Origin of the sequence: Paenibacillus silviterrae, assembly GCF_030167925.1 — a bacterium.
Taxonomy (GTDB): domain Bacteria; phylum Bacillota; class Bacilli; order Paenibacillales; family NBRC-103111; genus Paenibacillus_G; species Paenibacillus_G silviterrae.
The window spans coordinates 2,130,945-2,156,796 of sequence record NZ_JASKUT010000002.1 but is presented as its reverse complement, the minus strand read 5'-3'; the positions used below and the strand labels follow the sequence as shown (position 1 = coordinate 2,156,796).

Genomic DNA, 25,852 nt, shown 5'->3' with positions numbered 1-25,852 from the left:
GCTACAAGTCTCCAAAATCGAATTGGTTGAGTTCATCCAGCATCTCCTTCTCTTCCTGACTCAACGGCTGCTGCAGCCTCGCTCCGATGTCATCGGCTCCGGCACCCCAGATCTCCCCCATCATCTCGGCGACAGAGGCTTTCTCCCGTGGTTCGAAAGAGCTGAACGCTCTGCGCAGAAACACCAGCGACCGACCGAATGCTTCCGGCTCGAGCGATTCGATATAAGCGTCGAGCTGCTCCCACAAGGACAATCGGGAGAGCAGCGCATAGCGATTGCGCATCGACAAGCCCTCGAACCAGCCGGCGCCCACATCCGCGGGAATGCCGGGAGACAACCGGCGCGACACTTCTCTGGCCACCTGCTCATCCTGACAATCGCCCCGTTCCAGAAGAATGGCGAAGGCAAGCCCCGACAGCAGTGCATTGCGGTCGTCCCGCTCCGCCAGCTCCCGCACCTTGACACGCCACAGCGCATCATCGACGACAGCATGATCGTCTTGTGTAATCAAGTGCATTATCTGCATCGACTTGGCCATGCCGTGCGCGGCGTCATCGTTGCAGGCCGCAGCGTCATTCAGCAGAAGGCAGCCCCGAAGAAACAGCTGCTCCAGCAAAGGCACAAGCGAGGCCGTATCCACCCGGCGAACCGAGCCGTACCGGATAAATACGGACAGCTCGTAGGCAGCCGCCGCAATTTGCTCGAAGCTGCCCGAATCCACGGCGAGAGCCTGCAGCACAGACCTAGCCTGCTCCATCAGCGCGGTCAGCTCACAATCGCAGGCTTGCCGAATCAGGCGCGAGGCTTCCGCCAGCTCCCGGCAGCTCTCCAGCCGCTCCTTCAGCACGAAGGCAGCCGCCAGCTCGACGGTTTCTCCTTTCAACGTCGATTCTACCGCTTGAATCTCCGCCTCCGGCGTCCATTGCAGCACCCAGCTTTCCGCCCACGAGGCGGAATCCTGTTGCACGCGCTGCTTCCGGGCAAATGATATTCCCAGCAGCTCCAGCCGGTGAAGAAAAACAGATCGATGCAAATCCAGAAAAGCGGCTGCCTCGGTCTTCACTCTGCGGTTTTCTCGCAAATCCAGCTCCAGCGTAGCCGCGACGGCCGACTTGTATTTCTCCAGCTTGAGCCGCTTCAGCTCGCGATTCATGTCATCCTGAACAGGCGTCTGGCTGACGCCCTCAGGCAGGTGGCCGATAGCCGTGCCGATATCGGCCCTTGCCAGCGCCTCCGCTACAACGGAAAGCTCACCGTAACCGAGGCATACGACGGCGGCATCCCGCAGGTCTTTCCAGGTAGGGCGGCTTCCGCCGTGCAACGACGCAAGCGCTTCGGCGAGCCGTACACCTTCAATGAGCGATGCCGTGGAGCGGAACGTCCCCTGTTCCCGAAGATAGGAAACCACCTTGGATAAATACAACGAAGGGAGTCTATTCAAATCGCCCTGCTGAAGGCACTCCCAGAATAGTCCGAAATAAGCCGGTGCCTGATTCCCCGCCCCGTAGCCCGAATGCGAGGACAGCTTGTAATAGGAATAAGGCATCAGGGTAAGCTTCGTCGTTGTCTTGGGAAGCCCCTTCAGCTCCTTGTCAGACATAGCCGGAAGCCGCAAGGTAAGCGCGGAAGCATGATGAGCGCCCGTGACGACAACGATTCGCTCCGGACGGTGGCCGGCAGTGATCGCTGCGGCGATTTTCCGCCGCATATACGCTTCGCGAATGTCATTGTAGGCCGCTTCCTCAGGGGCAAAGCACCGTTCCTGCGGCTCCGTAAGCTCACGCATCTGCAGCGAAAACTCGGTTATTGCTTCCCGATAGGCGTCTTTGCGCGTTTGATGCTCGAATTGCCGTTCCCAATAAGCCTCGTAATCCGGCTCATCCGCGAGCTCAGCCAGCTTCTCGTACAACAATCGCTGACCGCGGACATAGGTTTGAAAGCTTTCCCTCGCTCTTCCCGCCGACGTTTCTCCTTCTCCATCCCGCGACCGTTCGCTGCGGCTTCGCAAATCATAGAGAGCGAGCGCGTTTGTCGAGGGAAGATCGATAAACTCGGAATGGGCCTCGTTTCTCTCCGCCCAGCGGAAGGCCTGGTACTCCGGTGAATAGTCCGCATAAGGGTACAGCAGCGTTCGGACCGGCAGCCGGTCCGTGTAGGCCAGAATGGCAATCGGCGGAACGACTCCCCGTGCGGTCAGCTGCCGGATCCATTCGCTTGCGTCGCTGGGGCCTTCCACGAGCACGGCCGTCGGCCTCACTTCATCCAAAAACGACAGCAGGTGGTACGCGCCGCCGGGGGACAAATGCCGGATGCCGAAGACATGAACCCCCGCTTCACGCTCTAGTTGTTCATCTCCGAGCACGCATAGTACAGATTTCTCCATGTCGAACCCCGCTTTTTCATCACGTTTTCCAAGTATTCCTTCCAGACCAGGCGGTCCTTCTCTTCATCCTTCACGATCGCCCCTTGCAGTCCCGCGGCGATATCCTCTTCCTGAATCCGTCCGCTGCCGAAGCTTCCCGCGAGCGCCATACTGCCCGTTAAGAGCGAGATGGCTTCCGCTGTAGAAATGACGCCGCTCGGCGCCTTTACCTTCTCCTTGCCGTCAAGCGTCATCCCGCTGCGCAGCTCACGGAAGATGGTGACGACCTTCCGCACCGCTTCGTCCTCCGGCAGCTCCGCCTGGAGCTCGTAGCTCGCGGATATTTCGGCGACCCGCTTGCGGACGATATCCACCTCGGTCTCGATATCCGACGGCGCCGGAAGAACGATGATGTTGAAGCGCCGCTTCAATGCGGCGGACATTTCATTCACGCCGCGGTCGCGGGTGTTGGCCGTAGCGATGACGGAGAAGCCGCGCGCCGCCGATACTTCTCTGCCGAGCTCGGGAATGGAGATCGTCTTCTCCGACAGGATGGAGATCAGCGCATCCTGCACCTCGGAGGCGCAGCGCGAGATTTCCTCGAAGCGGGCGATGCCTCCCGTTTCCATCGCGCGGAAGATCGGACTCTTGATCAACGCCTGGTCGGACGGACCTTGTGCGAGGAGCATCGCGTAGTTCCAGGAATAACGGATGTGTTCTTCGCTGGTACCGGCCGTTCCCTGAATCACCTTGGACGAGTCGCCGTCAATGGCGGCCGTCAAATTCTCCGACAGCCACGACTTCGCTGTCCCCGGTTCTCCGATCAGCATCAGGGCACGGTCCGTCAGCAGTGTGGCGATGGCCATTTCCACCAGCCGCTTGTTGCCGATGTACTTCGGTGTAATAGGCATTCCCTTCACCTCACCGCCGACGAGAAAGGTCAGTACGGCTTTGGGCGACAGCTGCCAGCCGGCCGGCTTCGCTTCGCGGTCCGCGCTTTTTAGAACCTCCAATTCTTCAAGATACAAACGCTCGGAGGGCATTCTTACGACATTGTGCTTTTGATCCATCCCCATAATCCCTGTCCCTTCTGTATTGGTTCCCCGTCGTCGGCTGACTCCGGTTTGGCCGCTATCGCTTCCGCGATTTCGAGCAGTTGGTCTTTCATCGTTTGATAAGTCACCGTTTCGGCAAATGGCTTCAATCGATCGGAACAAGACTTCGGAAGCGAAGTCAGAAGCAGCTGCTGGGTCCGGTCCAAATAATACAGCTGTCTGCCCCCGCCCTTTTCCAAGGCCCGCATCACAAGCTCCGGAGCTTCCGGAGCCTTCATGGCGGTGAGCGCCAGCAGCATAGCCGCCGTATTTCCCTTGTTTAATCCGGAGGCGCCTTCGCATTTTTTCAGCAAGTAATCGGCAATGCTCCGATCCGGACCGGTAACCAGACGGCATACAAGCTCCTCTTCGTCTAGGGAGGCAAACAGATGGATCCATCGCGGATCCCAACGGCGAACCAATTCGCCGGCAGCAGCCTCCGTCGCGTAATTCCAATCTAACGGCCGTGTTAATTCGTGCATCGAACGAATCAGTTCTTTGGCCCAAGGCCGTTTCTTATCCTTCAGCAAAGAACTGTACCGCTCATACACGTCCTCCGGCGGCATGAGCTTCACGGCCGCTTTGAAGCTGTACCCGATAAATTTGCGCTGGTAGGCATCCTGCAGCGTGATTGCAAAGGAGTCTGCCTCAGGCATATCAAGCTCCAGCAAGAGCTCCACAGCCGCTTCCTGCGCCGCTTCCGTTTCGGGTGCAATAAACTGCGGCGTAGACAACAGCCGCTGCAGCAGTCCGGCAACCTCCGGGGTCCGTTTGTCTTGCAGGCTCTCAAGATTCGCAAGCAGCTGCTGCACCGATTCCTTAAGCTCCGTTCGCCGGACGATGCAATCCAATGCATGCTCCGTATTCGCAATTATAGAATGTGTCAGCTCCTTCGCCTGACACAGTCGAACGGGTTCGACGGCGATGTCCCGATCCTTTCCTGTAAGCGCCCGGTACAGGCGATCAATCGCCGCTGCGGTACCAAGCCGGGATAGTGCGGAGAAGGACGCCCTGCGGATCTCTTTCTTCTTATCTTCCGCCTGCTCAAGTAAAAATGCCTCCTGCCCGGGATCATCTCCGAGCAGCTCGATGGCAGAGGCACGAACCTCTGTCGAGCCCGTAGTGGCCGCGAGGAGAAGAAGCTCCGTGTCCGGGGACGGAAGCAAACGGTGAAGCAGCTCCAGTCTTCGTGCGTCTCCTTTGCCGCCGTCCAGTCGCAGCTGCCGGCGCAGCGCAGGCACCGCTTCGGCACCGTAGGCCGGGATGACCTGCCTCTGAAGAAATTCGGGTATCTCCGAGTAGCTGTCATCCAGCGCTGCTACCGCGGCCGGGATAACGCGAAGGTCGTGGAACAGCTGCTCCTCGTAAGCCTGCCTCAGCTGCTCCATTCGCCCTTGGCCCTTTTGCGTTAACGCCTCGATCAGCGGCTGCAGCTTGCGATAGGGAATTGACGTGCTCAGGGAGATGGCAGTCCCTTCCATCGGGAGGCATTCCTCTTTGGTTTCGGTAGTACCCTGTGTGTACATTACGGATTGCACCAGCATGTTCAGCTCGAGCAGCTTTGCCGCCGTTCCCCCGGGTTCTGTCCGTATTACGTCGCTAACCGCCTCCGCGATGCGCTGAAGGATCGGAGCCGATGCGCCAAGCTTCTCGAGGTGCGGAAGCAATTTGCTCAAACGCATATCTTCCGTCGCCATTCCGCTGCCCGCAATCAGCAGCCGCCGGACCTCCTGCTGCAGTTCCATCAAAATCGGTATACTCATCTAATTTCGTCTCCTAAGCTTTGGTAGCGTCAGTAGAGCAGGCGAACGACCGCCTCCGGTGTCACGATGCTCAGCGGCTGCGCTGTCAAGCGTCCTTCCTGCATCCGCTGCTCGAACATGACAAGGACCGCCTGCCTCTTCAGCAGCGTTTCGTTCAGCATCGGGAGCAAATGAGTCGTAGGCTCGTTCAAATAAGCGATATCCGCCATAGATATTTGCCGGTTATCTTCGTCCAGCAGAACATAGGATTCGCCGGCCCGAACAATCTCTTTATAATGTAAAAGAACGACCGGATGCTTATCCGACAACGGATGCTTGATCTGATTTTTCACCGCCTTGATTACGTCAGGGTAAGACGGCTTAGCAAACGATTGCACACGCTTATAGTCTTCCGAAGCCGCCTGACGATGCACCGCCTCCTCCCAGCGCACTCTGGCATTGCCGTCCCCTGGGTATCGTGCAACCTCCTTTGCCTTAACCACGTCAAACACCGAGTCTTCCTCGCGTATGTATTTAGCCGCCCGGAACGGACGATACGTGCGGGTCAGCCGAATGTCCCCGCTCTGCAGATCGGCCCAGAAGCCTTCGTCTACGAATTCTCCCCTCGCGTCATCCGAATACGAACGGAAGGCAAGCTGCAGCAGCTCAGCATCGGAACGAACGCGCCCGTTCTCTCTCAGCTCCGCCATCTGCCATGCATGGCCGATCCACTCTTCCAAAGAGGAGTTCATATCGACAGGCAAATCCGGTGTATCCAGTCTTTCCTGCAGGTAATGTTTACTCCTCTTGAGCAGTGATTGCAGAACTGCCAGCCGGTCAATCGCTTCGGAGTAGGCTTGCTCCCGGTCCGTATGAATCCGAAAAGGCAGGATTACGTCGCGGATCGCCTTTTGAATCCCAGGAATGTAGTAATTACCGAGCTGCTTGGTTTGCTCCTCCATCGTTTGCAGCATGCTCTTATCTACGCTTCCTAGGCCTGTTTGCACCATTTGCTCAATAAGCTTTTCCGCCATAACGATCCCCTCAAGCTGGGACGCGATTTTTTTGGCGAGCGCTGCCTTGTTCGTTTTGCGTTTTGTCTGCGGGGCGTCCGAATCGGCCGATTCTTTTTTCTTCTCCTCGCGCTTTTCCGCCTTCTCCCGCTTCTCCAAAATATCCGGCGGAATCGGGACAGCCGCGAACGGTTGACCTGCCGCGTAGGCATACATCAAGCCAAGATTATGCTTGCATGGGAACTGCCGGCTTGGACAAGAACAGCGGAACACCGGCTGGCCGGGGGCTGCAAAATCGACGGAGCATCGGTACGGCTCCTTTCCGCTCCCTTGACATTCGCCGAATAGCAGCGTTCCATCCTCCGAATGCTGCAGCAGAGGAAACTTATTTTTTTTGACCAAATCCTTACCGTTCTTAATCGCACCGCTGTTCTGAGCCAAGCTGTCCACATAGGATTCCGTTACGTTAATCATCGCTAACCTCACAACAACATGGTATAAGTAACTTTCCCATAATATTCCTTGTTTCCCTTTTTCATGACAATTGAGGTAAAGCTTCACCTAATAAGGACGATGCTCTGCAATCAATAAAGTGAGGGCTGCATCCTTGAATGAATTATCCGGTTAGCGGGGAAGCTATCAAAAAATCCCAACAAAAGGAGGAATATTTCCTATCGACACGATAACCGGCGTTGGGCTGCTAATAGCAACTATTACCTTGATTATTTTTTATTCGGCGGCTCCAAAACATCTCAGCATATTTCAAATCATCTTCTCCTGGATGATGATCGTTTTTCTCGATGACGCGTATTTCACGATATTCTCTTTAAATTTAAAGCTAATCGACATTTCAAACAGACTTGACCATCTTTTGCTTCGAGTGTTGTCTTTATATGTATGGTCGCCGATAGTAGTGATTTGGACGATTGATGGCATGCGCTTGCTGCGTAAATGGTCGGGAAAAGTACTCCTCCTTATTCTAGGTACCGTCTTGCTCCTCGGAGAGGATGCTGCGCTTATTTTCATCGGAGTATGGTCTTTCCCCTCCCAATGGCCCTATGTCATTTGGATCTTAAGACCGGTCTTGCTCATCAGCCTTGTTTTCCTGTCCATCTCGGCATTCCGTCAATTGCTTATTAAGGAGGGGTTTTCCAATTGAACATGCTGCCCCAGACTATGAATGAGAACGATTGGTTCATTATCATCACTCTTTGTATAGCTTATACGTTAGTTTATCGCCTGCCCAGCTTGTTTCCAAGGTCTCTATCCATCTTGGTTATGTTTTTTAGTTTAAGTCTTGCCAAAGGGGCGGATAACACACTTGGTGTAAAGCCCCTTGATCTATACGACACCAATGAATTACCTATTTTTGATATCATTGATTTGCTGACATGGGCCATTTATCCTGCGGCCGGTTATTTGTTTATTTACTTTTTCCACCGGCAGCGAATTACCGGTATTTATACTGCGATTTATCTCATCATCTGCGCGCAGTTAGCCACATGGTTTGAATGGATTTGCGTCCATTTTCGGGTGTTTCACTATAAAGATTGGACCCTGGCTTACTCCTATATCACTTATTTGATCGTACAGCCCTTGACCATCGTTTTCTTTGAGTATCTTAAAAGGAAATATAAGTCCCTAAGACAAGAAAAGAAAGGCAAGCTTACTATGAACACGTAGATTTACCTCTAGCCGCTTCATAAAGCCTCACCATCTCCTTTACATCCCGGGGCCCCAGCTCCTCCAGATCGAGAAACCGGTAAAGCCGGCCGTACTGTTCGTTATACGACTCCCGATCGTACACCTCGGCCTCTTGCAGGCTCGAACACTGCATTCGATGCACGCAGTATTTGTAGACGTAAAGTATGCTTTTGTCGTACCCCCATTCGAGGTTCCCGTCAACCGCCTGCTGAAAAAACTGAGGCGAATTGCTGCCCCACAGCGTCTCAGCCAAGGAATGAATTTCCCTTTTGGCCTGCAAGAGGCGTTCCTTCATCTGCGCCAACGGTTGATCCAGACAAAAGGCCCGGATGAAAGCTTTATACAATTGGTCATGCCCGAAAACGCGAATATTTTTCTTCAAAAAATACTCGGTGCGGTTTTGGCTCCTTGGGAGCATTCCGTGCTGCCAATAGGCAGCCAAGATCAAGTCATTGAGTCCGATGCGCAAATGCGCTGCGGCTGTACGAAACCGCCCCTCGCCTAACAATTCCTTGGCCCTGTCCAACCGCGTGTCTGCTTGACGGAGTGCTTCACGGGATTTCAAGCCGGTCACCTTCTCGTGAAATAAACTACGGTCGAACGTAGCTTTAAACTCGCTGAGAAGTCCCGTAGGATCGTAAATGATTCTGCAGCCGTAGATTTGAATTCGAAATTCCAGTACCGACTCATCCGGCCCCTTGAAGTCTACCAGGAACTGTTCTATACGCGGTCTTGTAAACTGAAAAATTTCGACCCCCATGCCTTCCATCACGTTAAAATGCTGAAATTCCTCGATCCGCTCCTCGACCAGAATGCACAGCTCCAGATCGGAATGCTTCCAGGCGACCCCGCGTCCCAGGCTGCCTCCAAGTGCTACACCCAGAATTCGCGGATCCTTCATAAATCCGGCTGCTATTTGATTGGCATTACTGTACAGCTTCGCTTTCCAATGCATGCAAAACTCCCCCCCTGCTTCCTCATGATTCCTTTGGATGTAGTATAGGGCTGAAGTTATTTTCCTGCAATTGGACTTTTTTACAATCGAAGCTAGATCTTCGTTCCGGGAAACCACCAATTCCACCTGCCCATCAGCTTCATAAAGGCGGGAACCAGCAGCATGCGGATGAGGGTTGCGTCGATCAGTACCGCACAGGCGATTCCGATACCGAGCTGCTTGACGCCCGATACGCCGGCTGTGGCGAAGGGGAGCGTCACCGCAATCATAATAGCGGCTGCCGAAGTAATCAGCCTGCCGGTCAAAGCGAGACCTTGCTGTACGGCCTTGGCATTGCTTCCCGTTCTCCGGTAAGCCTCCGCCATCCGCGATATGAGAAACACCCCGTAATCCATACTGATTCCAAAGGTGAGGCCGAAGATAAATACAGGGATCATCACTGCGACATCCGTTTCCTCAAGACCTAACCGACCTTCTTGAAAAAGCCATGCCAAAAGGCCGAATGCCGCTCCAAGACTAAGCATGTTCATCAGGATCATCTTAAGCGGAAGCAAGACCGACCGGAAGGCAATGAGCAGAATGCATACATTACTAACAAGGATAAACAGGGCGGCTTCATCCATGTGAGAAATGAGCTGATCCAGCACCTCCTGCCGATACTTTGCTTCGCCTCCGATCAGCCAGTTTGTGCGGCTGTGCTCCGCATTGCGAAGCCATGCCATCACAGCCGGAGCATCCGTGCTGCCTAACAGGGAAAGCCGAATAAGGCTGGTGCCGGAGGATGCCGTATGAGAGACAACGCTGTGCGGCACTACCATGGAGTCCTGCAGCAGCTCTTGGACGAGAATCGAAGCTTCCCGCGGCTGACTCTTTGCTTTGGAAATAAAATACAGAGACGTGGAGCCGGGTGGTTGAAACAGCCTTTCCCATGCTTCAGCCGCTTGTCTGGACTCAGCGTCCGGCGGCAGAGATTTTGCGTCCGGTACGGCAAGCCTAAGCTCCGCAGCCGGGGCCAAGCAGACCAGCAGCAGTACGATGCACAGCATACAGATGCGGACCGGACGCTGCATGACATAAGAAGAGAGCTTCTGCCAGAAGCCGTCCTGCTTCCGGTCGTAATCTCCTGTCTGCAACCGATCGGCCATTACCGCCAGTAGAGCGGGAACAAGTGTTAAGGTAACGACAGTGGACAAAGCCAGGACGACCATGGCCCCAAAAGCGACGGAGGTGAATATGGTCATACGGAAGAAACAAACGCCAACGAGTCCTAGAAGCACACATAGGGCGGAGAATACAATAGCTTTGCCGGAAGTCCTCAAGGTGTCCGCGAGCGCTTGTAAGGCAGGCTGCCGCCGCTGCTCCTCCCGAAACCGGCTAACAAGAATGAGGGCGAAATCGATGCTCAAAGCTAAGCCCACCATGGGAATGACGTTCAGCACGAATACGGATAAGGGCTGCTCCGTTCCTATCGCGTGCATGATCCCCATGGCTCCTGCTACGCTCACCAGACCGGCTGCTATAGGAATGAACGCTGCTCTCAGTCCACGGAACGCCCACCAGAGAATGAGGAAGGCGACGGGCAAGCCTACCAGCTCCGCCCGGCTCAGGTCAAGACGGCTTGACGCGTTCACATCCGCTTGCACAACCGGCTTCCCTGTTAGCGCCACCGAGATCCCCTGCTCTTGCACGAGTCGGCTTCGGAGCTCCCTGATCAACCGGTCCAGCTGCTGCCCTTGCAGGTGATAACCGACAAGAACATAGGCCGCATTTTCTGCCTGCATTCCCTCTTGATCCCATGGCGTCACAAGCTCCCCGACACCAGGGATCGGTTGAACGAATTGTATCGCACGTTCGATCGCGCGAAGGAGCTGCTCCTCCGGTATGGAAGCCTCCTTCCGGAAAAGCAGTATGATCGGCTCACGCGGCAGGTGGAATTCAGAGGCTAACCTCTTTTCCGCAAGCTCCGAGTAGGAGCCCGCAATACGCAGTCCATGGTCGTTCAGCACATGGGGCAGCTGGAGTGCCGAGGGCACGGCTGCCGAGAGGAAGAACACCCAGAACAGAATGATCCTTCGGGCGTACTTCACCGACCACTTCGCAAGCATGGTTATCATTTCGAGACTCCCCCTAACCGATTATCGGATGAGTCTTGTCCTGCGAATGCACATGGACGTCAGCCAAGGCGCCGCAGAGCCGAGCCTCAGCAGCAAAGGAGCGAGCGAACGACTTTGCAGAGCCGTCTGCAGCAGGGAGGACCAGCGGAGGGGGCCGGTCCATTCCGTCCGCAGCTGCGCCTCGTACTGGCGTCTCCAATCCGAGAGCGTAAGGCTCCCGCGCAAATACCGATCCGCATACTCCGCGGTTAGCTCGGTCGACCGAAGGGCCAGCGCCATCCCGTCGCCGCTTAACGGCGAAATGACCGCGGCCGCATCCCCTACATGGGGAGACTTGTCCCATGCACAAATCCGGCGCCCCGGCATGACAGGCGCTACCGCCGCAGCCGTCCCGGGAATATGGGCTTCGGGCGCAAGCTTCGTTCGAAGCTCGGCATTCCCCGCCCCCATCCGATCCCACATCCCCTGCATCGTTGATCCGGATGCGCGGAAGGCCTCCGCGCGCACGAGGGCCGCTGCGTTCCAGTTCCCGCCTTCGATAGGGGATATCCCGAGATACCCTCCTTCGGTAAAGTAAAGCTCCACCTCCGATGCCTTAGGGCTGGAGCTTCGCAGATGCGTTGTCAGCCCGATATAGGAGGAGGCAGGGACGGACTTCTTCTGATTCCTGCTGCGACCCCAAGCCCCTGCCACAACGCGGGACTTGAGGATCCGCTTCTCGCCTGCATAGCGCAGCTCCACTTGATAGCCTTCCGGGAGAAGCTCATGAATGGCGGTAACCGTTGCCCCTGTCCATACGGTGACTCCCTGTCGTTCGCCTGCCTCGAGCAAAACCAGATCCAGCTTACGGCGGCTGAGTCCCCATGCTTGCCCTGGCAGAGGCGCCTCCAGTGTCGGTCCGGCATCGCAGGTGATCCGAACGGTATCAATGAGGGCCGGCCGCAAGGATCGGACTAGCGAATCCAGACCTAGCGCGGCCAGGCTCCGACCCGCTTCCGGCGATAAGAATTCTCCGCACACCTTATGACGCGGGAAGGTATGCCGGTCCACGAGCAGCACGTTCCAGCCTCTCCCGGCCAACGCATACGCAAGGCTTGTGCCCGCCAGTCCCGCGCCTGCAACAATGACGTCCCAGTCTTCCGTCTCCGGCCGGTTCATAGCTCCACCCTTCTGGCGGTCACCGCATAGCGAAACAACGGTCGCCAAGTATAATGAAGCTGCGTATGAAACCCCAATGTCACCTGAAGCTCCTTCCAATCTCCGGAGCGAAACCCCTTGGCCACTGAGAGGGGGCCGTCATGCCGGATATAACGGTTACGCGATAGCAGCCTGGTCGCCAGCCAAACCGCACCCCAGGCTACGGGATGTCTATGAATGTCATTGATGACGACTCCGTAGCGAGCCGCCCCAAGCAGATGCCTTACCACCGCTGGAACCTCTTCCGGTGAAAAATGATGGAGGAATTGACTTGCGGTCACCACGTCCGCACAAGCTGTTTTCAATGCAAACACATCCCCCTGAACGACTTCAACCCTTGGCTCTCCCTTGTAGAGCAGCCTCGCCTCCGTACATGCCTCCTCCGTGATATCCATTAAGAGGATCCGGAGCTGTATTCCATGCTTATCTGCCCAGCGCAGCAGCCGTTGGTTAATGTCGCCGGAGCCCGCTCCTATGTCGAGCAAGCTTAGAGCAGCGGGGCATCCCGCTTCCCTCCAGAGCCGTTCCACGCCGTAGAGGGTAGGTCCCGCTGCTGCGAACAGACGGTTCAGGCGCCGCAGATGCTTTAGCGCTTCCCGAAGCGAGTCCCCGCCCTGGCTGAAATCATCCATGAACTCCGGCACGAGTGAGCGCTTCTTCAACCGGCCCGGCATGCAGCTTCCTCCTCCATGGCCCCTTCCTCTCCAACGGCGGGACGATAGGCAAACCGCATCAGCTCCGCTTGAAGCCCCGGCCCGAAAGCAAGCGCAAGCCCTTCGCGCCTGCCGGCATCCAGCTCGGCCAGCTCCCGTCTCATCTCCTGCAGCACATAAAAGATCGTCGCCGACGATAGATTCCCGTAATGACGCAGGGTCGTCCTGCTGGCCATCGTCTGGGTCTCGCTTAACCCGCACAGCTCCTGAAGCGTGTCGACAATTCCCCGTCCCCCCGGATGAATCGCCCATAGCTCGGGGTACTCCGCCCCTGCCAACAGTCGGTCAATAGCCTCGGGAACATACTGACCGATCAGCTGCGGAATTCGCGGTGACAGATACAACGAGAAACCGTGATTTCCAAGCCGCCAGACCATTTCCTCCGCGGAACCGGGAAACAGGCTCGTCAGTGCATCCCCCAGTACAAAGCAGCTCTTCTCTTGCTTCGGCACCGAAGTGACGACACTTGCAGCCGCTCCATCGCCGAAAAAGGCAGCACCGAACAGGTCCTCCTTCTTGTCGGAGGGCTGGATATGAAGGGTACACAGCTCCACACTAATGATCAGCACCTTAGCTTCGGGGTCCGCCTGAACGATCGAGCTTGCCGTGCGAAGGGCGGTGAGCCCTGCCGCACAGCCAAGGAATTGCAGCGGCGTCCGCCGAACCTCGTGAGACATTCCCAGCTCGAAGGCCACCACCGCGTCCAATCCCGGCAGAAACATCCCGGTGCAGCTTACGGTAATCAGGTGAGTCATCTGGCCGGAATCCAAACCGGCGTCCTTCAATGCTTTTGTCGCTGCGTTTATTGCCAGAGGAACGGAGGCGTGCCGGTACAGCTCCATCCGTTCCTCCGTAGTTGGAATATGCTCATATGGCGTATTTGCCAAATAACGGCATGTCCCTGGAGGATCAAGTAAATTTGGCTCACAGGTATACCGGGTCTCCACACCGCACTGCTTAAAGATACGTCGGGCCCACCGGGCCGAATCCGGCCGGTCTGCGAGCGCCTCCGCCAACCGTGAGGCTGCGCCGGCCTGCTCGACTTTGTACTCCGGAAGCGCCGTTCCAAGACCTACAATCGCTGCTGCCATTCCCTCTTTATCCATCGCTTCACCCGCCTCTAGTTCTTGTCTACTCTATATCCCATCTTATTAATCGCTGTCCTGTTATATGTGTTAAGTAGAGGCTTTGCGGGAATTTCCATCGGGAACAGCAAAAAAGCGGATTACAGAAGGATGTAATCCGCTTTCGCTCCGTTATTTCGATTCCATTTGGCCTAAAATGATTTTTAGCCCGTTAATTTTCAGCTGATCCATTTGAATGACCCATTCCTTTAATGCATGGACGGTCTCATCCGAAATCCCCATAACACGCTGCATTTCCTTGACGATTTGCTTCTCCTCCCGGGCATAATTCCCATCGGCATAGATCAGCAAGAACATTTCAGCCAGAAAAATATGTTTCACCTGATCATTGTCTATGCTGCCTACGATTTCGGAAATATCCTTTACTTCCTTAGGCTGGTAATCCGTTTCCGTCATTTCCATCTCACTAAGAAATGATTTCAAGTGGCTTCGTTCGTTCTTGGTTATAAAACCATCCGCTTTAATAATTGCATCCGCCAAAGCCAGGAATGCTTCTTTATGCTGCTTGGTTTGAAGAAAATGCAAAAACAATGGGGTCATTCCTTTCAATATGCATATTATCGTCACTAGTAAGTATATACGCTTGTTAGTCTGTATGCGTTTCCTTCATTAGCCTCGAATCCATTATCCGTGATCCGGGCTCCAGCTTGCGAGACGGACGATGCTCTCTCCTCTCCGGATCCGCTCAACGATCTGCCCCAGCCAACGGGTCATTCGCTCGTTCATTTCACCGGGGGCAACCTTTTTACGAATGACCAGGTACAGATTCAGGTCACGGAATGCCAAGAAGGTCGGCAGCTCCGAGAGCCATTCCGCAGGCAGCTCATATGCTTCCCGGTATCCCTGCCAGAATGCTGACAGGAAGTCCGAAGCAAAAGCTTCTAGGTCCCCCATATAAGATTCCGGTACTCCCCAGCTTAAGGAATAATACAAGGGAATGGCAATATCGTGGATAAACCAGTTGTAAGCGGAGTCGTCAAAGTCGAACACCTGCAGTCCCCCACGGCCATCTACAAAAAAGTTGCGAGGATGAATATCCGTGTGGATCAGTCCGTAGGCGTCCGTTCCCTTCGGGAGGCTCCGAAGCCGGGTCAGCACGGCCTCCAGCCTTTCCAGTACAAATTCCTCCCCGGGAGCCGTATATTCCGCCGCGTTCTCCAGGAGATCATCCTCCTCCCATGCAGGGCGTCTTGCGGCTCCGGGGGCCGGCTCGTACCGGGTCGTCAGCTTGTGCATTTGCCCGGTGATGCTTCCCCAGCTTCGGAACAGCTCCGCATTCCATTCCTCAGGGTTGTCGAATTCAGGCAGGTGTCCCTCCGCTTTCCGGAACAAACCTGCCGTGAAGTACGTTCCCCCATCTCGTGCCTCTATCCTCTCCGTAAGCCGACCTTCCCGCGACAAGATGCATCCGGGAATGGACAAGCCGCCTTCCTCCGTCAAATACCGTATCCAATTCAGCTCCGCCTGAACCTGCTCCTCCGAGCGATGGCTGCTGTGGGTTAGACGGAGTATAGCCGGCTCCCCCTCCTTCTCCCTTACCCCTTCAAACACATAGTTTTCAAAATCCCCAAGCTTCTTATATATCCCTCGCTTCAGACCGAAGCGGTCTCCCGCTTCTTGAAGAATTCGCTCTTCGAACAGCTTCTCTACCTCGTATTCCATGTCAATTCATCCCCTCCTATCCCCTATCCTACACCATCCGCGCTGCAAACGCATGGGAAAGAATGGGTATAGACTTGGGGAGATTGCCATGCCCACAAGATTAGATCCTAAATCCCTTGATCAATGGAAAAATGAACTGCATAGCACCAAGACCGATCTTGAACAAGCTCCCCATATTGCCGAGGCCAAAGCCGCCCGCCCCGACACCTGCCGCGGCGCCGCCGCCTATACCGCCGAATAAAGAGCCGAGCAAGCCCAGCATCGAAATCTGAGCCTTTGCTTTATCTTTTTTAGCGGATATTTTACGATCGCTGCGTAACCCGTGTAATGACAAAGCCCCATTCTCCATTGCCTCAAGCGTGCCTACATAGACCGATCCGTCCTTGAGTACCGCACAAACCGGCATGCCGATCATGCCGCGTACCGATTCAGCCGTTACAAAAGCCTGTGATGCTTTGCGACGCGTGGCTGTTGTACGATGACGCCTTTTGATATTTCGTGACATTGGGTACACCACCTGTTGTTTTGATTTAACAGAACAGTATATGTCCAAGCAATTCGAACGGCTTGTGCGAGTATGGAGAAACTCCCGGTTTTCCATAATATTCCGAATAAGACGGACAAAGGCAGCGGGAATCGTTTATAATAAGTAATGAACTAACACTCCGAAAAACAGGGGGAGCTACCATGCCGAAACCTGCTCCAGGTGAACATTTTCAGCCAAATCAATTTATGAACTTTGTGCATAGGGAAACCACGGAGGTTTTCAGCGTATTTCACTCTCACCAGGGCATGGAATTTTTGTTCATCCACGAGGGCAGCGGACATGTCATTATTGACCACAAGCTTTACCCTGTAGAAAATGACACCCTGATTTTTTTACAGCCGTTTCAGATTCATAAAGTATATATAGAGTCCAAGTACAAGCGGTCCGTATTTTTTGTGAATCCGGTCGGGGCGGAGCCCTATTTGACGCCTTTTCCGGAGCTGTATTTATTTTTTCGAAAGCTTCTTAAGGTTGAACTGCCGGCTCAGGTTTTCTATCTACAGAAGGACAACCTGCTACAGAAGCTGATCCATGATTTCCGTCAATCGTTGAGGAACGGGGAACATACCTCACAAGAGGACTATGCCATCTTCTTCCTGCAGCTGCTGAAAATTATACGTAAATGGATCAGCAACCTGCATCCGGACGATTTACCGGCGACCACCCGTTCCCAGCACCATGTCGAGAAAATGCTGGATTGGCTGGAGATGCATTTCCGTGAGCCGTTTTCCCTGCAGGAGCTGGCTGATTCCGTATTTTTATCGCCCTATCATGCTTCCCGCTTGTTTAAGAAGCATACCGGAAGCACAATGACCTCTTACCTGATAGCCAGACGTATTAAAGAAGCTGCCGCCATCATTGCGACCACCAATATTTCCGTGAAAGAAGTATCCCGGAGGGTGGGCTTTCAGGGAGGTGCCTATTTTTGCAAGCAATTTAAGCAGCTGACCGGTCTCTCTCCCTCGGAGTACAGACTCCAAATTGAGAATGAGCTGATCTCGCCCAAGTGGATTGAATAGCATGGCATATAGTGCCGACACAGACGAAAAAGCCTTGCCTCCGTAATAAAAAAGGGGCCAGGCTTTTCTTCTTTAGACGTTTACTCCAACCCTCTATTGCCGAACATGACTAGCCGATCCGACAAACTATTATGCAGAGCCGCGTTCAAGTTACCGTCCAATCCGTTTCCATATATAAGACAATCGTCTGTGTTGTACAAATAAATGCCTTCCGTCTGCGTTTTGCTTTGCTGGTCATCTGTAATGTTGTTTCCGCAGACGGTCGTGAAGCTGTAGTTTGCCAGAAATACGGCTCTGCCCACATTGTTCTTTACTACATTGCCTTCGATCAGGGTATCGTGCCGGACGCCGACGGTGCCTTCCAGCTTCATGCCCTCCGCTCCGCACCCCTTCACATGGTTTCCTTTGATAATCAATTCCTTCGCCTTCCATATACTGATTCCCCGGCCCGAGCACGACCCGGCTGCAAACATATTTCCTTCAATGATGCAGCCGTGAGCCTCATCTATGAAGATACCTATCCCGAACTGCGTGTTCGAGGGCGAATCTCCGATCAGCTGGTTGCCCTTGATCGTCACTCCTTCGGCCTGCTTGTATACCCTCACACCGTTGGCCGACCCGCCAAGAAGCGTATTTCCTTCCACTATCACCGCTTTGCCGCGATAGATCTGAATGCCGGACGTAACCGGATTCCAGCCCATTTCCGGGGGAGCGGTTTTATATTTCGGTGACTCTACCACATTATTGGAGATGACATTCCGGCTGCCGTAATTCATAATCCCCCAGAACGTTTGCCCCTTTACCGCATTGCCGGTAACGGATACGCCGTCGGCTTCAATATGAATGGCTCGGCGAAAGCCTCCGACAACGACATTGCCGACTACAGCCCCATGTCCGTCCTGATTGCGCTGCACGGGCCAGCCGACATGGACAAGAGCTTCAATGTTGATTCCGATTCTCGGATCCTCTCCGCTTTTGCAGGTGATATAATTGTTTGCTACTACAGCGTCGGAGCCGAATACACAGACGGCGTCTCCCAAATCCTCACGACCTGCACCGAGGCAGTTGGTAATCTGGTTATTGACGATTCGGGTGCCCGTGTATTCTACTGTTGAGCTTCCGGAATTCACAAGAATACCGATAAGCATTTGATCAATTTGGCATTGTGTCACGGTCACACGATGAGCCCTGATTTCGACGGCTCCTGATCTCGTGCCTTGTCCATGCGGCTCTCCCATCCGTTTCAATCCCGCCGGGTTATGGAAGATCAGACCGTCCACAATGACATCATCGCCGTATATCCTCATGATGTACGTATTGTCCGCGCCCAATCTCAGCCTGCCGCTGCCGGTCACCCTCAGCTTCGGCACAGTGATGTCGATAGCCTGTTGACACAATATATCCACTTCCGGAGGGAAATACAGCACATCCCCCGGCTGAAGCTCCGCCATCTTGCTCTGGATCAAATTCCGATCGCCGGGGGTGTTGCCGTCGCCCACTACGCCCCAGTCCTTCACATTAAACGTTCTGGAATTCAACAACCAAGGAGGATTCCCGTTGCGTGAATTCCACCCGGGAGGATTCCCGTAAACCGCTCCCATAACATTGCCTTCGGCACTTCCGAAAGCTTTCAGTAAACCTCCGGAGGCGAAGGCCGCCCCCGTGAGACCTAACGAGGCCAGCAGCTTTCTGCGGCTTAGCCTCGTGCCGCCATCTTTACCCGTTTTCATAACAAAACTCCTCCTCCAATTACAATGTGCATATCCTCGTTCGATACAACTTGCCGTTTGGAAATGTGCTTGAGTCTCGTATCAAAGGGCTGGCATGATCACTATTTTTTGGCGTCCGTATCGATGACCTGCTGAAATTTTTCTTGGAATTTACGAAGCGCCGTGTTGATATCCTCATTATTCGTGCTCATATTTCCTATCGCGTTCGACGCCTCTGTGCGGAATTGAGCATTGTATTTCAGCATATAGCTGTTATTGCGCACGCTCGGATAGTTCGGTTTTTTCAATACCTCCAAATTTTTCGTTTTCATCTGAGGGTGCTCCCACCAATTGTAGCCGGGAACCGATTTCTGCGCCTCAACCGAAAGAATCGTATCCAATACCCGAATGGCAAGCTCTTTATTTTTCGTGGTCGAGCTAATCGTCCACATGCCCCCGTTCGGTCCAACCACAGTATGCGGAGACATGCCCCCGAAGACCGGATACGTTGCTACGTCCCATTGCAATTCGTTGTATTTGTCAGGCGAAGTAAACACTACGCTCGCATCTCCGGCGTACATGGCAACATTTTTCTTCGCAAACTCACTGAAAATCCCGCCTTTCGGCAAGAACCCGCCCTGCTCCTGGGAAAACCTTTTATTGATGCGGAACAATTCCATCCACTTCGGATCGGTTATTTGCACCTTGCCGTCGGCTCCGACAAATTCAAGACCCATTTGGAACGCAAGAAAATAGGGAGCATTATGCACAACCAGCCCTTTATAATCCACTCCGTTGTCTGACCGATAAAATTTCTTGGCCAGGTCCATCGTCTGATCCCATGTCATATCGTTTTTCGGGTATGGCTCGCCGAACCGGTCAAAGACATCTTTGTTATAGATAATGGCATACGTATTGTATGGACTTGTTTCATGTAGAGTGTCGGGCAGGGCGTAGATTTCCCCCTTATCCCCGTAGCTTTTGATGACCTCGATTTTTTTCTGCTCAAACTTGCTCATGTCCATCTTCGTCTGCGCAATCAGCGGGGCCAGATCCTGCTTCAACCCCAAATCCCCGAGTGTGCCCAGCTGAGCGATAATCGTGGCAATTAAGTCCGGCGGTTGACCGGCCGTTATTGCATTCTGCAGCTCACTGTACTTCATGTACTCAAAAGTCACATTCGGAAATTTTCTCTTAAGCACTTCATTTTGGGTCAATTGCTTGAACCGCTCCTCCGAGTCGAAAAAGGCTACCTTCAAGGTTACCGGTTCATTCCCCGTCTTCGCTTCATCGCCTTGTGGTGCCATGCTCTCGGGTTTCCCAGTTAGGGAGCACCCGGACACCATGATCGCCATAGTCAAAGCACCTGTCAGCAAGCCTCTCTTATTACAACGTTCTAATAACAACATTACTGCACACCCCTTTATTTACAGCGTTTTCATTTCGAAGCACCTACCCGCAATTGCATCATACAGCGCTGATGATTACATAATCTAATGTACCAGACCTCTTTATCACTTTGTTGCGTGATCATATAACGTGGTTGCTCTCCCAGTGTTATGAGGCTCCAACCCCTATCGGAGTCCTTTCGTGGTATCCATGTTTAATTTAAAAAGCTTACGCTTTCAAAATAAACAAGTCCTTGATTTTCAAGGACTTGTTCAGAACACCCAATTTGATTTTCACTTGCCATTCAAATGTCTTAACTTTTCCGGATTGGCGACAGTATAAATCGCTTCGATCTTATGATCTCGATAAGCAAAAGAATAAACATATTGAATCCCTTCATCCAAACGAATGTGGATTCCGGGGAGCCCATTCACCATGAGGAACGAGTACGTAAATTTACCCGCATGCATGTTGATCACATTTTGATGAAGCTTCAGCACTTGCTCAAACCCGACAACAGGCACTTGTGCCGCGCTTACTTTGCCTCCGCCGTCCGAGTAGAGCACAACATTCTCACTAACCAGTTCAAGAAGCTTCGTCGTATTTCCTTGCAACAGCGAATTCACAAACTCTTTAATCTTATCCTCCGCAATGGAAACCGACGGTTGTTGGTCCGGGTCGAAATGGATGCTTTTTTTGGCGCGGTGGAAAATTTGCCGGCAATTCGCACTGCTTTTCCCGACAATATCGGCAATTTCTTCAAACGAATAATGAAAAATCTCTCGAAGAAGAAAAACCGCCCTTTCCGTTGCACTCAATTGCTGCAGAAGCAGGAGATAAGCCGTGGAAATCGACTCCGACCGCAAATACCTATTGGATGGATCGTTATCCGAAGCCCCTTTTTCAATCAGGGGCTCCGGAAGCCATGGACCGACGTACATTTCCCGTTTTTTGACGGACGAGCGCAAGAGATCAAGACAACGATTCGTTACGATTTTGTATAAAAATGCCCTTTCGTTTCGGATTGTCCCGACGTCAGACAGTCCGTCATAGCTCATAAAAGCATCTTGTACGATATCTTCCGCATCCATGACGCTGCCGAGCATTCGATAGGCTAACGAAAACAGCTCCGTTTTATAACGTTTATATAATTCCTCAGTGCTCATAATAGGCTTTCCTCTCCTTACCCTCAAGGGAGAGCATGTGTTGTACCGCTCTTCTGGCGCTTGCCGTCGCGGCATCGACCAATACTTCACCGTGCGACGCCCATTCTCCTGCTACATACAATCCTTGTATTTCCGGGACGGCGGGTCCCGGATTCTCAAGACGTTTCATATGGATAAAGTCATGACAAACCGTCATTTTAGGAAGGTATTGCTTGACAATCAATTCTTCCCGCCATCCCGGCTGCATCAAATCCAGCACGCCTTCCAGTTCTTGCATATCTTTATCCGGGTCCGTTTCTTTCCCTTGGTACTTAATGAGCGATATGACTTGCGCGCCGTCGTCGCTTAGATAAGCCGCACGCGAATAATTGCTAAGAAGCACGGTCTGATCAATCCCGTAAGCAAATTGTTGTTTGGGCTTGGGAAGTCGTTTCAAGGCCACATCCAGGCAAGCCGCGGTGACCTCAATCGCTTGTTCTTTCCAGGTATGAAGGGCGGTTTTTTCTGCAAAGGGCACCAACTCATTGGCAATAGAAGGCGATGTGGCAAGAATAACATGGTGCGTATCGATTTTCGTTCCGTCTTCACAGAGAACCTGCCGTACGATCCCGCCTCCGGTATCGATGGACGAGACTTTGATATTGGTTAAAAACCGCACGCCCAGATCGGATGCCTTTTTCCGCAATTCCTCGATCAATTCGCCCCAGCCACGATCCAGGTACAACGCGCCTTTAAGGGCATTCTGCAGCTGTTTCAATACAGGACCCGCGGCTGGCAAATCCGGCCCGACCACATAACTGGCGGCACGAAGTAACGAATAAAAGATATTGCGCACCATGGGATCTTGCAAATTCCCTTCGACCCATTCGCGGATACTGATCCTGTCAAATTGACGAGTATCCGCTTTTTTAACTTTCATAAGACAGGAAGCAAACTCCAACTTTCCTTTCCAAGACAATAGCGGGGTCGTAAACAAGGATTTCATATCCGAAGGCAAGGGGCTCAATTTCCCTTTCCAAACGCCATAAGCGAACGATGAAGGCCGCTTTCCTTGCAAGGTCAGCCCCAAATCCCGGAAAGTCGCGTACGCATCTCCCTTATACAAGGAATGCGCGCCCAAATTGAAGTAAGCTCCTTTTTTCTTATTGGAAATGGCTCGGCCGCCTAAGCGATTCTGTTTTTCAATGACCACCGTTTGTTTCCCGGCTTTGGCTGCGTAAATAGCAGCGGTTAAACCCGCAATTCCTCCACCAACTACGACCACATCAACCTTTTGCATTGCTCATCATCCCTTCGCAATTTTACCTGTATGACGGGCAAGGGATGAGAAATGTGACAGATACGCAAAAAAATTTAAAGGAAATTTCCTCTCTCCGCTTTACCGTTATTGTGATACGGTTCACCGGAAATAATATTCAACTATCCTCCCGTTAACGTAATGAAGCTGCCGGTCGCAGCGGCAGCTTCATGTGGTTTATTGAGCTAAAGTCTTTTTTAGCTTAATCTTTCATATTCACATTATGTTCATTCCATTTACTCAAGACATACCTTTTTATTTGCTCTGCCACTTGAGATGGAGGGGGTGATGTAGTATCAATTGTGGGCATAGGTGGGATGTATGCAGTTTCTGCATTATTAATAAGCCACTGAGCAAATTCTTCATGTTCTTTTAGCTTCTCATCGGTCCAATTTGCTTTATCTCCTCGGTTACGCAAACGATTATTACGGGTAGCATCATCGCAATGTAAGTTAATAAAACATACTTCACTAAATTTATTGTAAGTATCACATTTTTCTGCTGCCCAAGGCATCAATGTGCCGCAAATTATCGTTCCCCTTCCGGATTTTGCAACAGCATTAGCAAAATGAAACAATATGTTAAATCTATCTTGGTATTCTAGTTTGGACGCGGTTGTTCCAAAATTATCAATATCAGTGCTAAATACATCAAACTCCGGCATTGTAGTGCGTAGTTCACCCATAACCGTTGTTTTTCCAACGCCACTTGCCCCAGTGACAATAAATAAAGGTATTTTCTTCACAAAAAATCCCCCTAAAATATGCATAAACACATATTATATCCAGACTTAGTTTAGGGGAAGGGAAATTTTTCCTTAACATATTGTTTACCTACTATGGTGCCCTTTACGTTAAAGAATAAGAAGCAGTTGCCGCTGAAACTGCTCCCAAGTTAGGTTGCTTAATGTTGTAATGGGTTATTTAATAACTCGGTGCCATGTATCTTCGATATCTTTGAAATTACTGAATCCGATTTTTTTATAAAAATTTTTAGATTCGGGGGCGGATATCAGGAACATCAATGTATCCTTTTCTAACTGTGGTTCTAAATACTCTACTAACCCTCTGCCGATTCCCATTCCTTGATACTCTGGGTCAACAGCAATATCGTTAATGTAGCAATCAAAACAAAAGTCTGTGAATGCTCTCAGGAAACCCACTAACTTCTCGTTATGCCAAGCAGATACTTTAATATTTGCATTCTTTAACATCATTTCCATTCTTCCCTCGTCGTTAGGTCGTCTTAAATTGGCTTTATTGTATAGTGCTATGATTTCCTTCGATGAGGGTGTTTCACCGCTTTTATAAATTATCATTAGTTCATGCCTCATTCCCCGTTGAGCAAATTAATTTCCATTTCGATTATTAAATTCTCATTAAATAAATTCCACCAACATTTTCACCATCCAAATTTTCAATGGAAAACATAAGACGGTTTGATGAAAAGTCAGAAAATCGCTCTATAAAATAATTTGCTTCTGCTAATCTATGGCGGACCTTATTATCGTGACGTCAACAAGACAGATCTCATAACCGATACATATTACTTATGGAAGCAGAATAGCAGTTTCTATGCTGCTCGCTTAGACAATCGCTTTATAAAGAAGAAAATTATGAAGAACTCGTTAAAGCTTTCATACTCGCACCTTAATCAGGCAGAGCGTAAAGCGATTGAGCGATTCCAAACAGCTTGAACCGATCCAAGGGGCGAGTTGATCCCACCTTTTCTTTTCGACGGTAGCTCGGTTGCTATAATCGTCTTTACGCCCTTGCCGTACGAATAATCTAGCCCTACTTATGGTATGGTTCTCCATATCAGCTCTAAAGCGAAATATCAGCTCGCCACGGCGTTCTGATATTTCGCATGTTATATAGAGTGAGCGCTAAAATTTTTGAGGTTACTGCGGCATCAGGCCGACTCGGGCTCGCGAACGTTGCAGCCCGGTTATTATCCTAACGTATTTTTGTTAAAGTGTCAGCACTTCCCCTTCAACCGCTCTTCCAAAATCAAGCGCAGCTCAACAGGAATTCGTTCAAACTCCACCCCTTTCCCCAAAAACAAAAGCCAATCCGCATAATACTCTAGCGCCTCAACATCGGTTACATCCAGTTGAGCATTGAAAATCCCACTCGACTGGAACATCCCTGTAAAGGATAAAATAATCCCCGGCGGGTGCAAGCGCTTAAAGCGCTGAATCCCAGTCGTATCAAGCTTTACAATCAGATTGGACTCACGTGCGCCAAGCCGTTTTTTGCTTAAAATCTCTTGCTCAGACCGCCTCATCTTCTGCTCAGAAATGGCCGAATCCCGCAGCATCTCAACAGGCAAATAACGAAACTCATCGGTATCTAGATCGTAAACCTCGACCAGCCAACGAGCGTTTGAGTTAAAAATATGAATCAAAAAAACGTCCATTAACTGCGGCCAGCCAGGACTCGGCTCATACGTCAAGCGCAAGTGCTTATCCCGCGCGGCAAGTGAAATCAACTGGTTCAACTCCGCAGGCGCCGCATCATCGAGTTCCAAAAGATTCGGATTAGCAGGATTTGTATTTTCAAAAAGCAAGATATGATTCAGCTCGATCAACTCGTCGTGCTGGGTTTGCGACGCGATGCCGATGAGCTTTTCAGTGATGGAGCGGCGATTTTGCAAATAAGGCAGCTGCGAATTTTTCGAGGCGATAAAGCTGATAAATATCGCTTTCAGCTCTTCTGGTGTGAAACGGACGGCGGACAGATACTGATTTTTCAGGACATTGTAGCCGCCCCCGCGCCCAAGCTCGGTCGTCAGCGGAAAACCCATCGCCTGAATCTCGTTAATGTCGCGGATCGCCGTCGCGCGAGAAATCTTGAACTCCCGCTGAATCTCTGCAATCGTAAAATGCGCGCGGTTATTGATGAAGCGCATGATCAGGTTCACTCGTTCTGTCTTTTTCATGATTTTATTGTATCAGAAATGTAGCACCAGTACTGATTTTGATTCTGTTTTTGCAATACTTTTTGATATTCGATAAAAGGTATC

The 25,852-nt window shown here is 52.0% G+C and carries 22 protein-coding genes; 2 read left to right on the top strand and 20 right to left on the bottom strand.

Annotated features, from left to right (window positions below; all coding sequences use genetic code 11):
• Window position 1: 1 nt before the first annotated feature.
• The 5 genes from QMO62_RS32330 to QMO62_RS32310 all read right to left on the bottom strand — a co-directional run bounded on the left by QMO62_RS32330 (window position 2) and on the right by QMO62_RS32310 (window position 7,147).
• On the bottom strand, window positions 2-2,383 hold the full coding sequence (locus QMO62_RS32330; RefSeq protein WP_284646613.1) for a DUF5682 family protein: 2,382 nt from the start codon (window positions 2,381-2,383) through the stop codon (window positions 2-4).
• Complete coding sequence (locus QMO62_RS32325; RefSeq protein ID WP_284646755.1) at window positions 2,341-3,432, bottom strand: ATP-binding protein; 1,092 nt, start codon at window positions 3,430-3,432, stop codon at window positions 2,341-2,343. The genes QMO62_RS32330 and QMO62_RS32325 overlap by 43 nt, the downstream gene beginning before the upstream one ends.
• Entirely contained in the window at window positions 3,408-5,219 is a 1,812-nt protein-coding gene (locus QMO62_RS32320) for a HEAT repeat domain-containing protein (protein WP_284646612.1), read from the bottom strand. The genes QMO62_RS32325 and QMO62_RS32320 overlap by 25 nt, the downstream gene beginning before the upstream one ends.
• Before the next feature lie 29 nt (window positions 5,220-5,248).
• The gene (locus tag QMO62_RS32315) at window positions 5,249-6,685 is read right to left on the bottom strand and encodes an SWIM zinc finger family protein (RefSeq protein WP_284646611.1); all 1,437 of its coding nucleotides are present in this window, start codon (window positions 6,683-6,685) and stop codon (window positions 5,249-5,251) included.
• A 288-nt stretch (window positions 6,686-6,973) separates the two neighbouring features.
• Window positions 6,974-7,147, bottom strand: coding sequence for a hypothetical protein (locus QMO62_RS32310; protein WP_284646610.1), 174 nt, complete (start codon window positions 7,145-7,147; stop codon window positions 6,974-6,976).
• A gap of 219 nt (window positions 7,148-7,366) precedes the next feature.
• Here QMO62_RS32310 and QMO62_RS32305 point away from each other — a divergent pair, with 219 nt between their 5' ends.
• Window positions 7,367-7,894 (top strand): hypothetical protein, encoded by a 528-nt coding sequence (locus tag QMO62_RS32305; protein WP_284646609.1) that lies wholly within the window; start codon window positions 7,367-7,369, stop codon window positions 7,892-7,894.
• Here QMO62_RS32305 and QMO62_RS32300 read toward each other — a convergent pair.
• The 8 genes from QMO62_RS32300 to QMO62_RS32265 all read right to left on the bottom strand — a co-directional run bounded on the left by QMO62_RS32300 (window position 7,881) and on the right by QMO62_RS32265 (window position 16,206).
• Entirely contained in the window at window positions 7,881-8,870 is a 990-nt protein-coding gene (locus tag QMO62_RS32300; RefSeq protein ID WP_284646608.1) for a nucleotidyltransferase domain-containing protein, read from the bottom strand. The two genes, QMO62_RS32305 and QMO62_RS32300, sit on opposite strands and share 14 nt — an antisense overlap.
• A gap of 92 nt (window positions 8,871-8,962) precedes the next feature.
• Window positions 8,963-10,984 carry an MMPL family transporter gene (locus tag QMO62_RS32295; RefSeq protein ID WP_284646607.1) on the bottom strand — a complete coding sequence of 674 codons (2,022 nt, stop codon included), beginning with the start codon at window positions 10,982-10,984 and terminating at the stop codon, window positions 8,963-8,965.
• A gap of 21 nt (window positions 10,985-11,005) precedes the next feature.
• Complete coding sequence (locus QMO62_RS32290) at window positions 11,006-12,142, bottom strand: NAD(P)/FAD-dependent oxidoreductase (protein WP_284646606.1); 1,137 nt, start codon at window positions 12,140-12,142, stop codon at window positions 11,006-11,008.
• Window positions 12,139-12,855 carry a methyltransferase domain-containing protein gene (locus QMO62_RS32285; protein ID WP_284646605.1) on the bottom strand — a complete coding sequence of 239 codons (717 nt, stop codon included), beginning with the start codon at window positions 12,853-12,855 and terminating at the stop codon, window positions 12,139-12,141. The genes QMO62_RS32290 and QMO62_RS32285 overlap by 4 nt, the downstream gene beginning before the upstream one ends.
• Window positions 12,840-14,000, bottom strand: a complete 1,161-nt coding sequence (locus QMO62_RS32280; protein ID WP_284646604.1) for a type III polyketide synthase — start codon at window positions 13,998-14,000, stop codon at window positions 12,840-12,842. The genes QMO62_RS32285 and QMO62_RS32280 overlap by 16 nt, the downstream gene beginning before the upstream one ends.
• A 150-nt stretch (window positions 14,001-14,150) precedes the next feature.
• Window positions 14,151-14,579: a TerB family tellurite resistance protein gene (locus QMO62_RS32275; protein ID WP_284646603.1), complete on the bottom strand. Its 429-nt coding sequence runs from the start codon at window positions 14,577-14,579 to the stop codon at window positions 14,151-14,153.
• A gap of 84 nt (window positions 14,580-14,663) precedes the next feature.
• Window positions 14,664-15,701 carry a phosphotransferase enzyme family protein gene (locus QMO62_RS32270; RefSeq protein WP_284646602.1) on the bottom strand — a complete coding sequence of 346 codons (1,038 nt, stop codon included), beginning with the start codon at window positions 15,699-15,701 and terminating at the stop codon, window positions 14,664-14,666.
• Between the two features lie 100 nt (window positions 15,702-15,801).
• A complete protein-coding gene (locus QMO62_RS32265) occupies window positions 15,802-16,206 on the bottom strand; it encodes a hypothetical protein (protein ID WP_284646601.1) in 405 nt (134 codons plus the stop codon).
• Window positions 16,207-16,388: 182 nt separating this feature from the next.
• On the opposite strand from QMO62_RS32265, the gene QMO62_RS32260 reads away from it, so the two are divergent.
• Window positions 16,389-17,267, top strand: a complete 879-nt coding sequence (locus QMO62_RS32260; RefSeq protein ID WP_284646600.1) for an AraC family transcriptional regulator — start codon at window positions 16,389-16,391, stop codon at window positions 17,265-17,267.
• Between the two features lie 80 nt (window positions 17,268-17,347).
• Here QMO62_RS32260 and QMO62_RS32255 read toward each other — a convergent pair whose 3' ends face one another.
• The 7 genes from QMO62_RS32255 to QMO62_RS32225 all read right to left on the bottom strand — a co-directional run bounded on the left by QMO62_RS32255 (window position 17,348) and on the right by QMO62_RS32225 (window position 25,768).
• Window positions 17,348-18,997, bottom strand: a complete 1,650-nt coding sequence (locus QMO62_RS32255; protein WP_284646599.1) for a right-handed parallel beta-helix repeat-containing protein — start codon at window positions 18,995-18,997, stop codon at window positions 17,348-17,350.
• A gap of 101 nt (window positions 18,998-19,098) precedes the next feature.
• Window positions 19,099-20,283: an ABC transporter substrate-binding protein gene (locus QMO62_RS32250; RefSeq protein WP_284646598.1), complete on the bottom strand. Its 1,185-nt coding sequence runs from the start codon at window positions 20,281-20,283 to the stop codon at window positions 19,099-19,101.
• A 375-nt stretch (window positions 20,284-20,658) separates the two neighbouring features.
• On the bottom strand, window positions 20,659-21,531 hold the full coding sequence (locus tag QMO62_RS32245; protein WP_284646596.1) for an RNA polymerase sigma-70 factor: 873 nt from the start codon (window positions 21,529-21,531) through the stop codon (window positions 20,659-20,661).
• The gene (locus QMO62_RS32240; protein WP_284646595.1) at window positions 21,521-22,810 is read right to left on the bottom strand and encodes an NAD(P)/FAD-dependent oxidoreductase; all 1,290 of its coding nucleotides are present in this window, start codon (window positions 22,808-22,810) and stop codon (window positions 21,521-21,523) included. Before QMO62_RS32240 ends, QMO62_RS32245 begins: the two co-directional genes overlap by 11 nt.
• Window positions 22,811-23,030: 220 nt before the next feature.
• Entirely contained in the window at window positions 23,031-23,573 is a 543-nt protein-coding gene (locus QMO62_RS32235) for a P-loop nucleotide/nucleoside kinase family protein (RefSeq protein ID WP_284646594.1), read from the bottom strand.
• 174 nt (window positions 23,574-23,747) lie between these two features.
• Entirely contained in the window at window positions 23,748-24,146 is a 399-nt protein-coding gene (locus tag QMO62_RS32230; protein ID WP_284646593.1) for a GNAT family N-acetyltransferase, read from the bottom strand.
• Between the two features lie 659 nt (window positions 24,147-24,805).
• The gene (locus QMO62_RS32225) at window positions 24,806-25,768 is read right to left on the bottom strand and encodes a helix-turn-helix transcriptional regulator (RefSeq protein ID WP_284646592.1); all 963 of its coding nucleotides are present in this window, start codon (window positions 25,766-25,768) and stop codon (window positions 24,806-24,808) included.
• Window positions 25,769-25,852 lie beyond the last annotated feature (84 nt).

What these genes read in the sequence shown, in the direction of transcription:
- QMO62_RS32260 (WP_284646600.1), top strand. Translation starts at nt 16,389, where the DNA reads ATGCCGAAACCTGCTCCAGGTGAACATTTTCAGCCAAATCAATTTATG.
- QMO62_RS32325 (WP_284646755.1), bottom strand. Translation starts at nt 3,432, where the DNA reads ATGGATCAAAAGCACAATGTCGTAAGAATGCCCTCCGAGCGTTTGTAT.
- QMO62_RS32245 (WP_284646596.1), bottom strand. Translation starts at nt 21,531, where the DNA reads ATGAGCACTGAGGAATTATATAAACGTTATAAAACGGAGCTGTTTTCG.
- QMO62_RS32285 (WP_284646605.1), bottom strand. Translation starts at nt 12,855, where the DNA reads ATGCCGGGCCGGTTGAAGAAGCGCTCACTCGTGCCGGAGTTCATGGAT.
- QMO62_RS32310 (WP_284646610.1), bottom strand. Translation starts at nt 7,147, where the DNA reads ATGCCATCAATCGTCCAAATCACTACTATCGGCGACCATACATATAAA.
- QMO62_RS32275 (WP_284646603.1), bottom strand. Translation starts at nt 14,579, where the DNA reads ATGACCCCATTGTTTTTGCATTTTCTTCAAACCAAGCAGCATAAAGAA.
- QMO62_RS32250 (WP_284646598.1), bottom strand. Translation starts at nt 20,283, where the DNA reads ATGGCACCACAAGGCGATGAAGCGAAGACGGGGAATGAACCGGTAACC.
- QMO62_RS32240 (WP_284646595.1), bottom strand. Translation starts at nt 22,810, where the DNA reads ATGCAAAAGGTTGATGTGGTCGTAGTTGGTGGAGGAATTGCGGGTTTA.
- QMO62_RS32295 (WP_284646607.1), bottom strand. Translation starts at nt 10,984, where the DNA reads ATGATAACCATGCTTGCGAAGTGGTCGGTGAAGTACGCCCGAAGGATC.
- QMO62_RS32230 (WP_284646593.1), bottom strand. Translation starts at nt 24,146, where the DNA reads ATGATAATTTATAAAAGCGGTGAAACACCCTCATCGAAGGAAATCATA.
- QMO62_RS32225 (WP_284646592.1), bottom strand. Translation starts at nt 25,768, where the DNA reads ATGAAAAAGACAGAACGAGTGAACCTGATCATGCGCTTCATCAATAAC.
- QMO62_RS32270 (WP_284646602.1), bottom strand. Translation starts at nt 15,701, where the DNA reads ATGGAATACGAGGTAGAGAAGCTGTTCGAAGAGCGAATTCTTCAAGAA.
- QMO62_RS32320 (WP_284646612.1), bottom strand. Translation starts at nt 5,219, where the DNA reads ATGAGTATACCGATTTTGATGGAACTGCAGCAGGAGGTCCGGCGGCTG.
- QMO62_RS32315 (WP_284646611.1), bottom strand. Translation starts at nt 6,685, where the DNA reads ATGATTAACGTAACGGAATCCTATGTGGACAGCTTGGCTCAGAACAGC.
- QMO62_RS32265 (WP_284646601.1), bottom strand. Translation starts at nt 16,206, where the DNA reads ATGTCACGAAATATCAAAAGGCGTCATCGTACAACAGCCACGCGTCGC.
- QMO62_RS32300 (WP_284646608.1), bottom strand. Translation starts at nt 8,870, where the DNA reads ATGCATTGGAAAGCGAAGCTGTACAGTAATGCCAATCAAATAGCAGCC.
- QMO62_RS32330 (WP_284646613.1), bottom strand. Translation starts at nt 2,383, where the DNA reads ATGGAGAAATCTGTACTATGCGTGCTCGGAGATGAACAACTAGAGCGT.
- QMO62_RS32280 (WP_284646604.1), bottom strand. Translation starts at nt 14,000, where the DNA reads ATGGATAAAGAGGGAATGGCAGCAGCGATTGTAGGTCTTGGAACGGCG.
- QMO62_RS32290 (WP_284646606.1), bottom strand. Translation starts at nt 12,142, where the DNA reads ATGAACCGGCCGGAGACGGAAGACTGGGACGTCATTGTTGCAGGCGCG.
- QMO62_RS32255 (WP_284646599.1), bottom strand. Translation starts at nt 18,997, where the DNA reads ATGAAAACGGGTAAAGATGGCGGCACGAGGCTAAGCCGCAGAAAGCTG.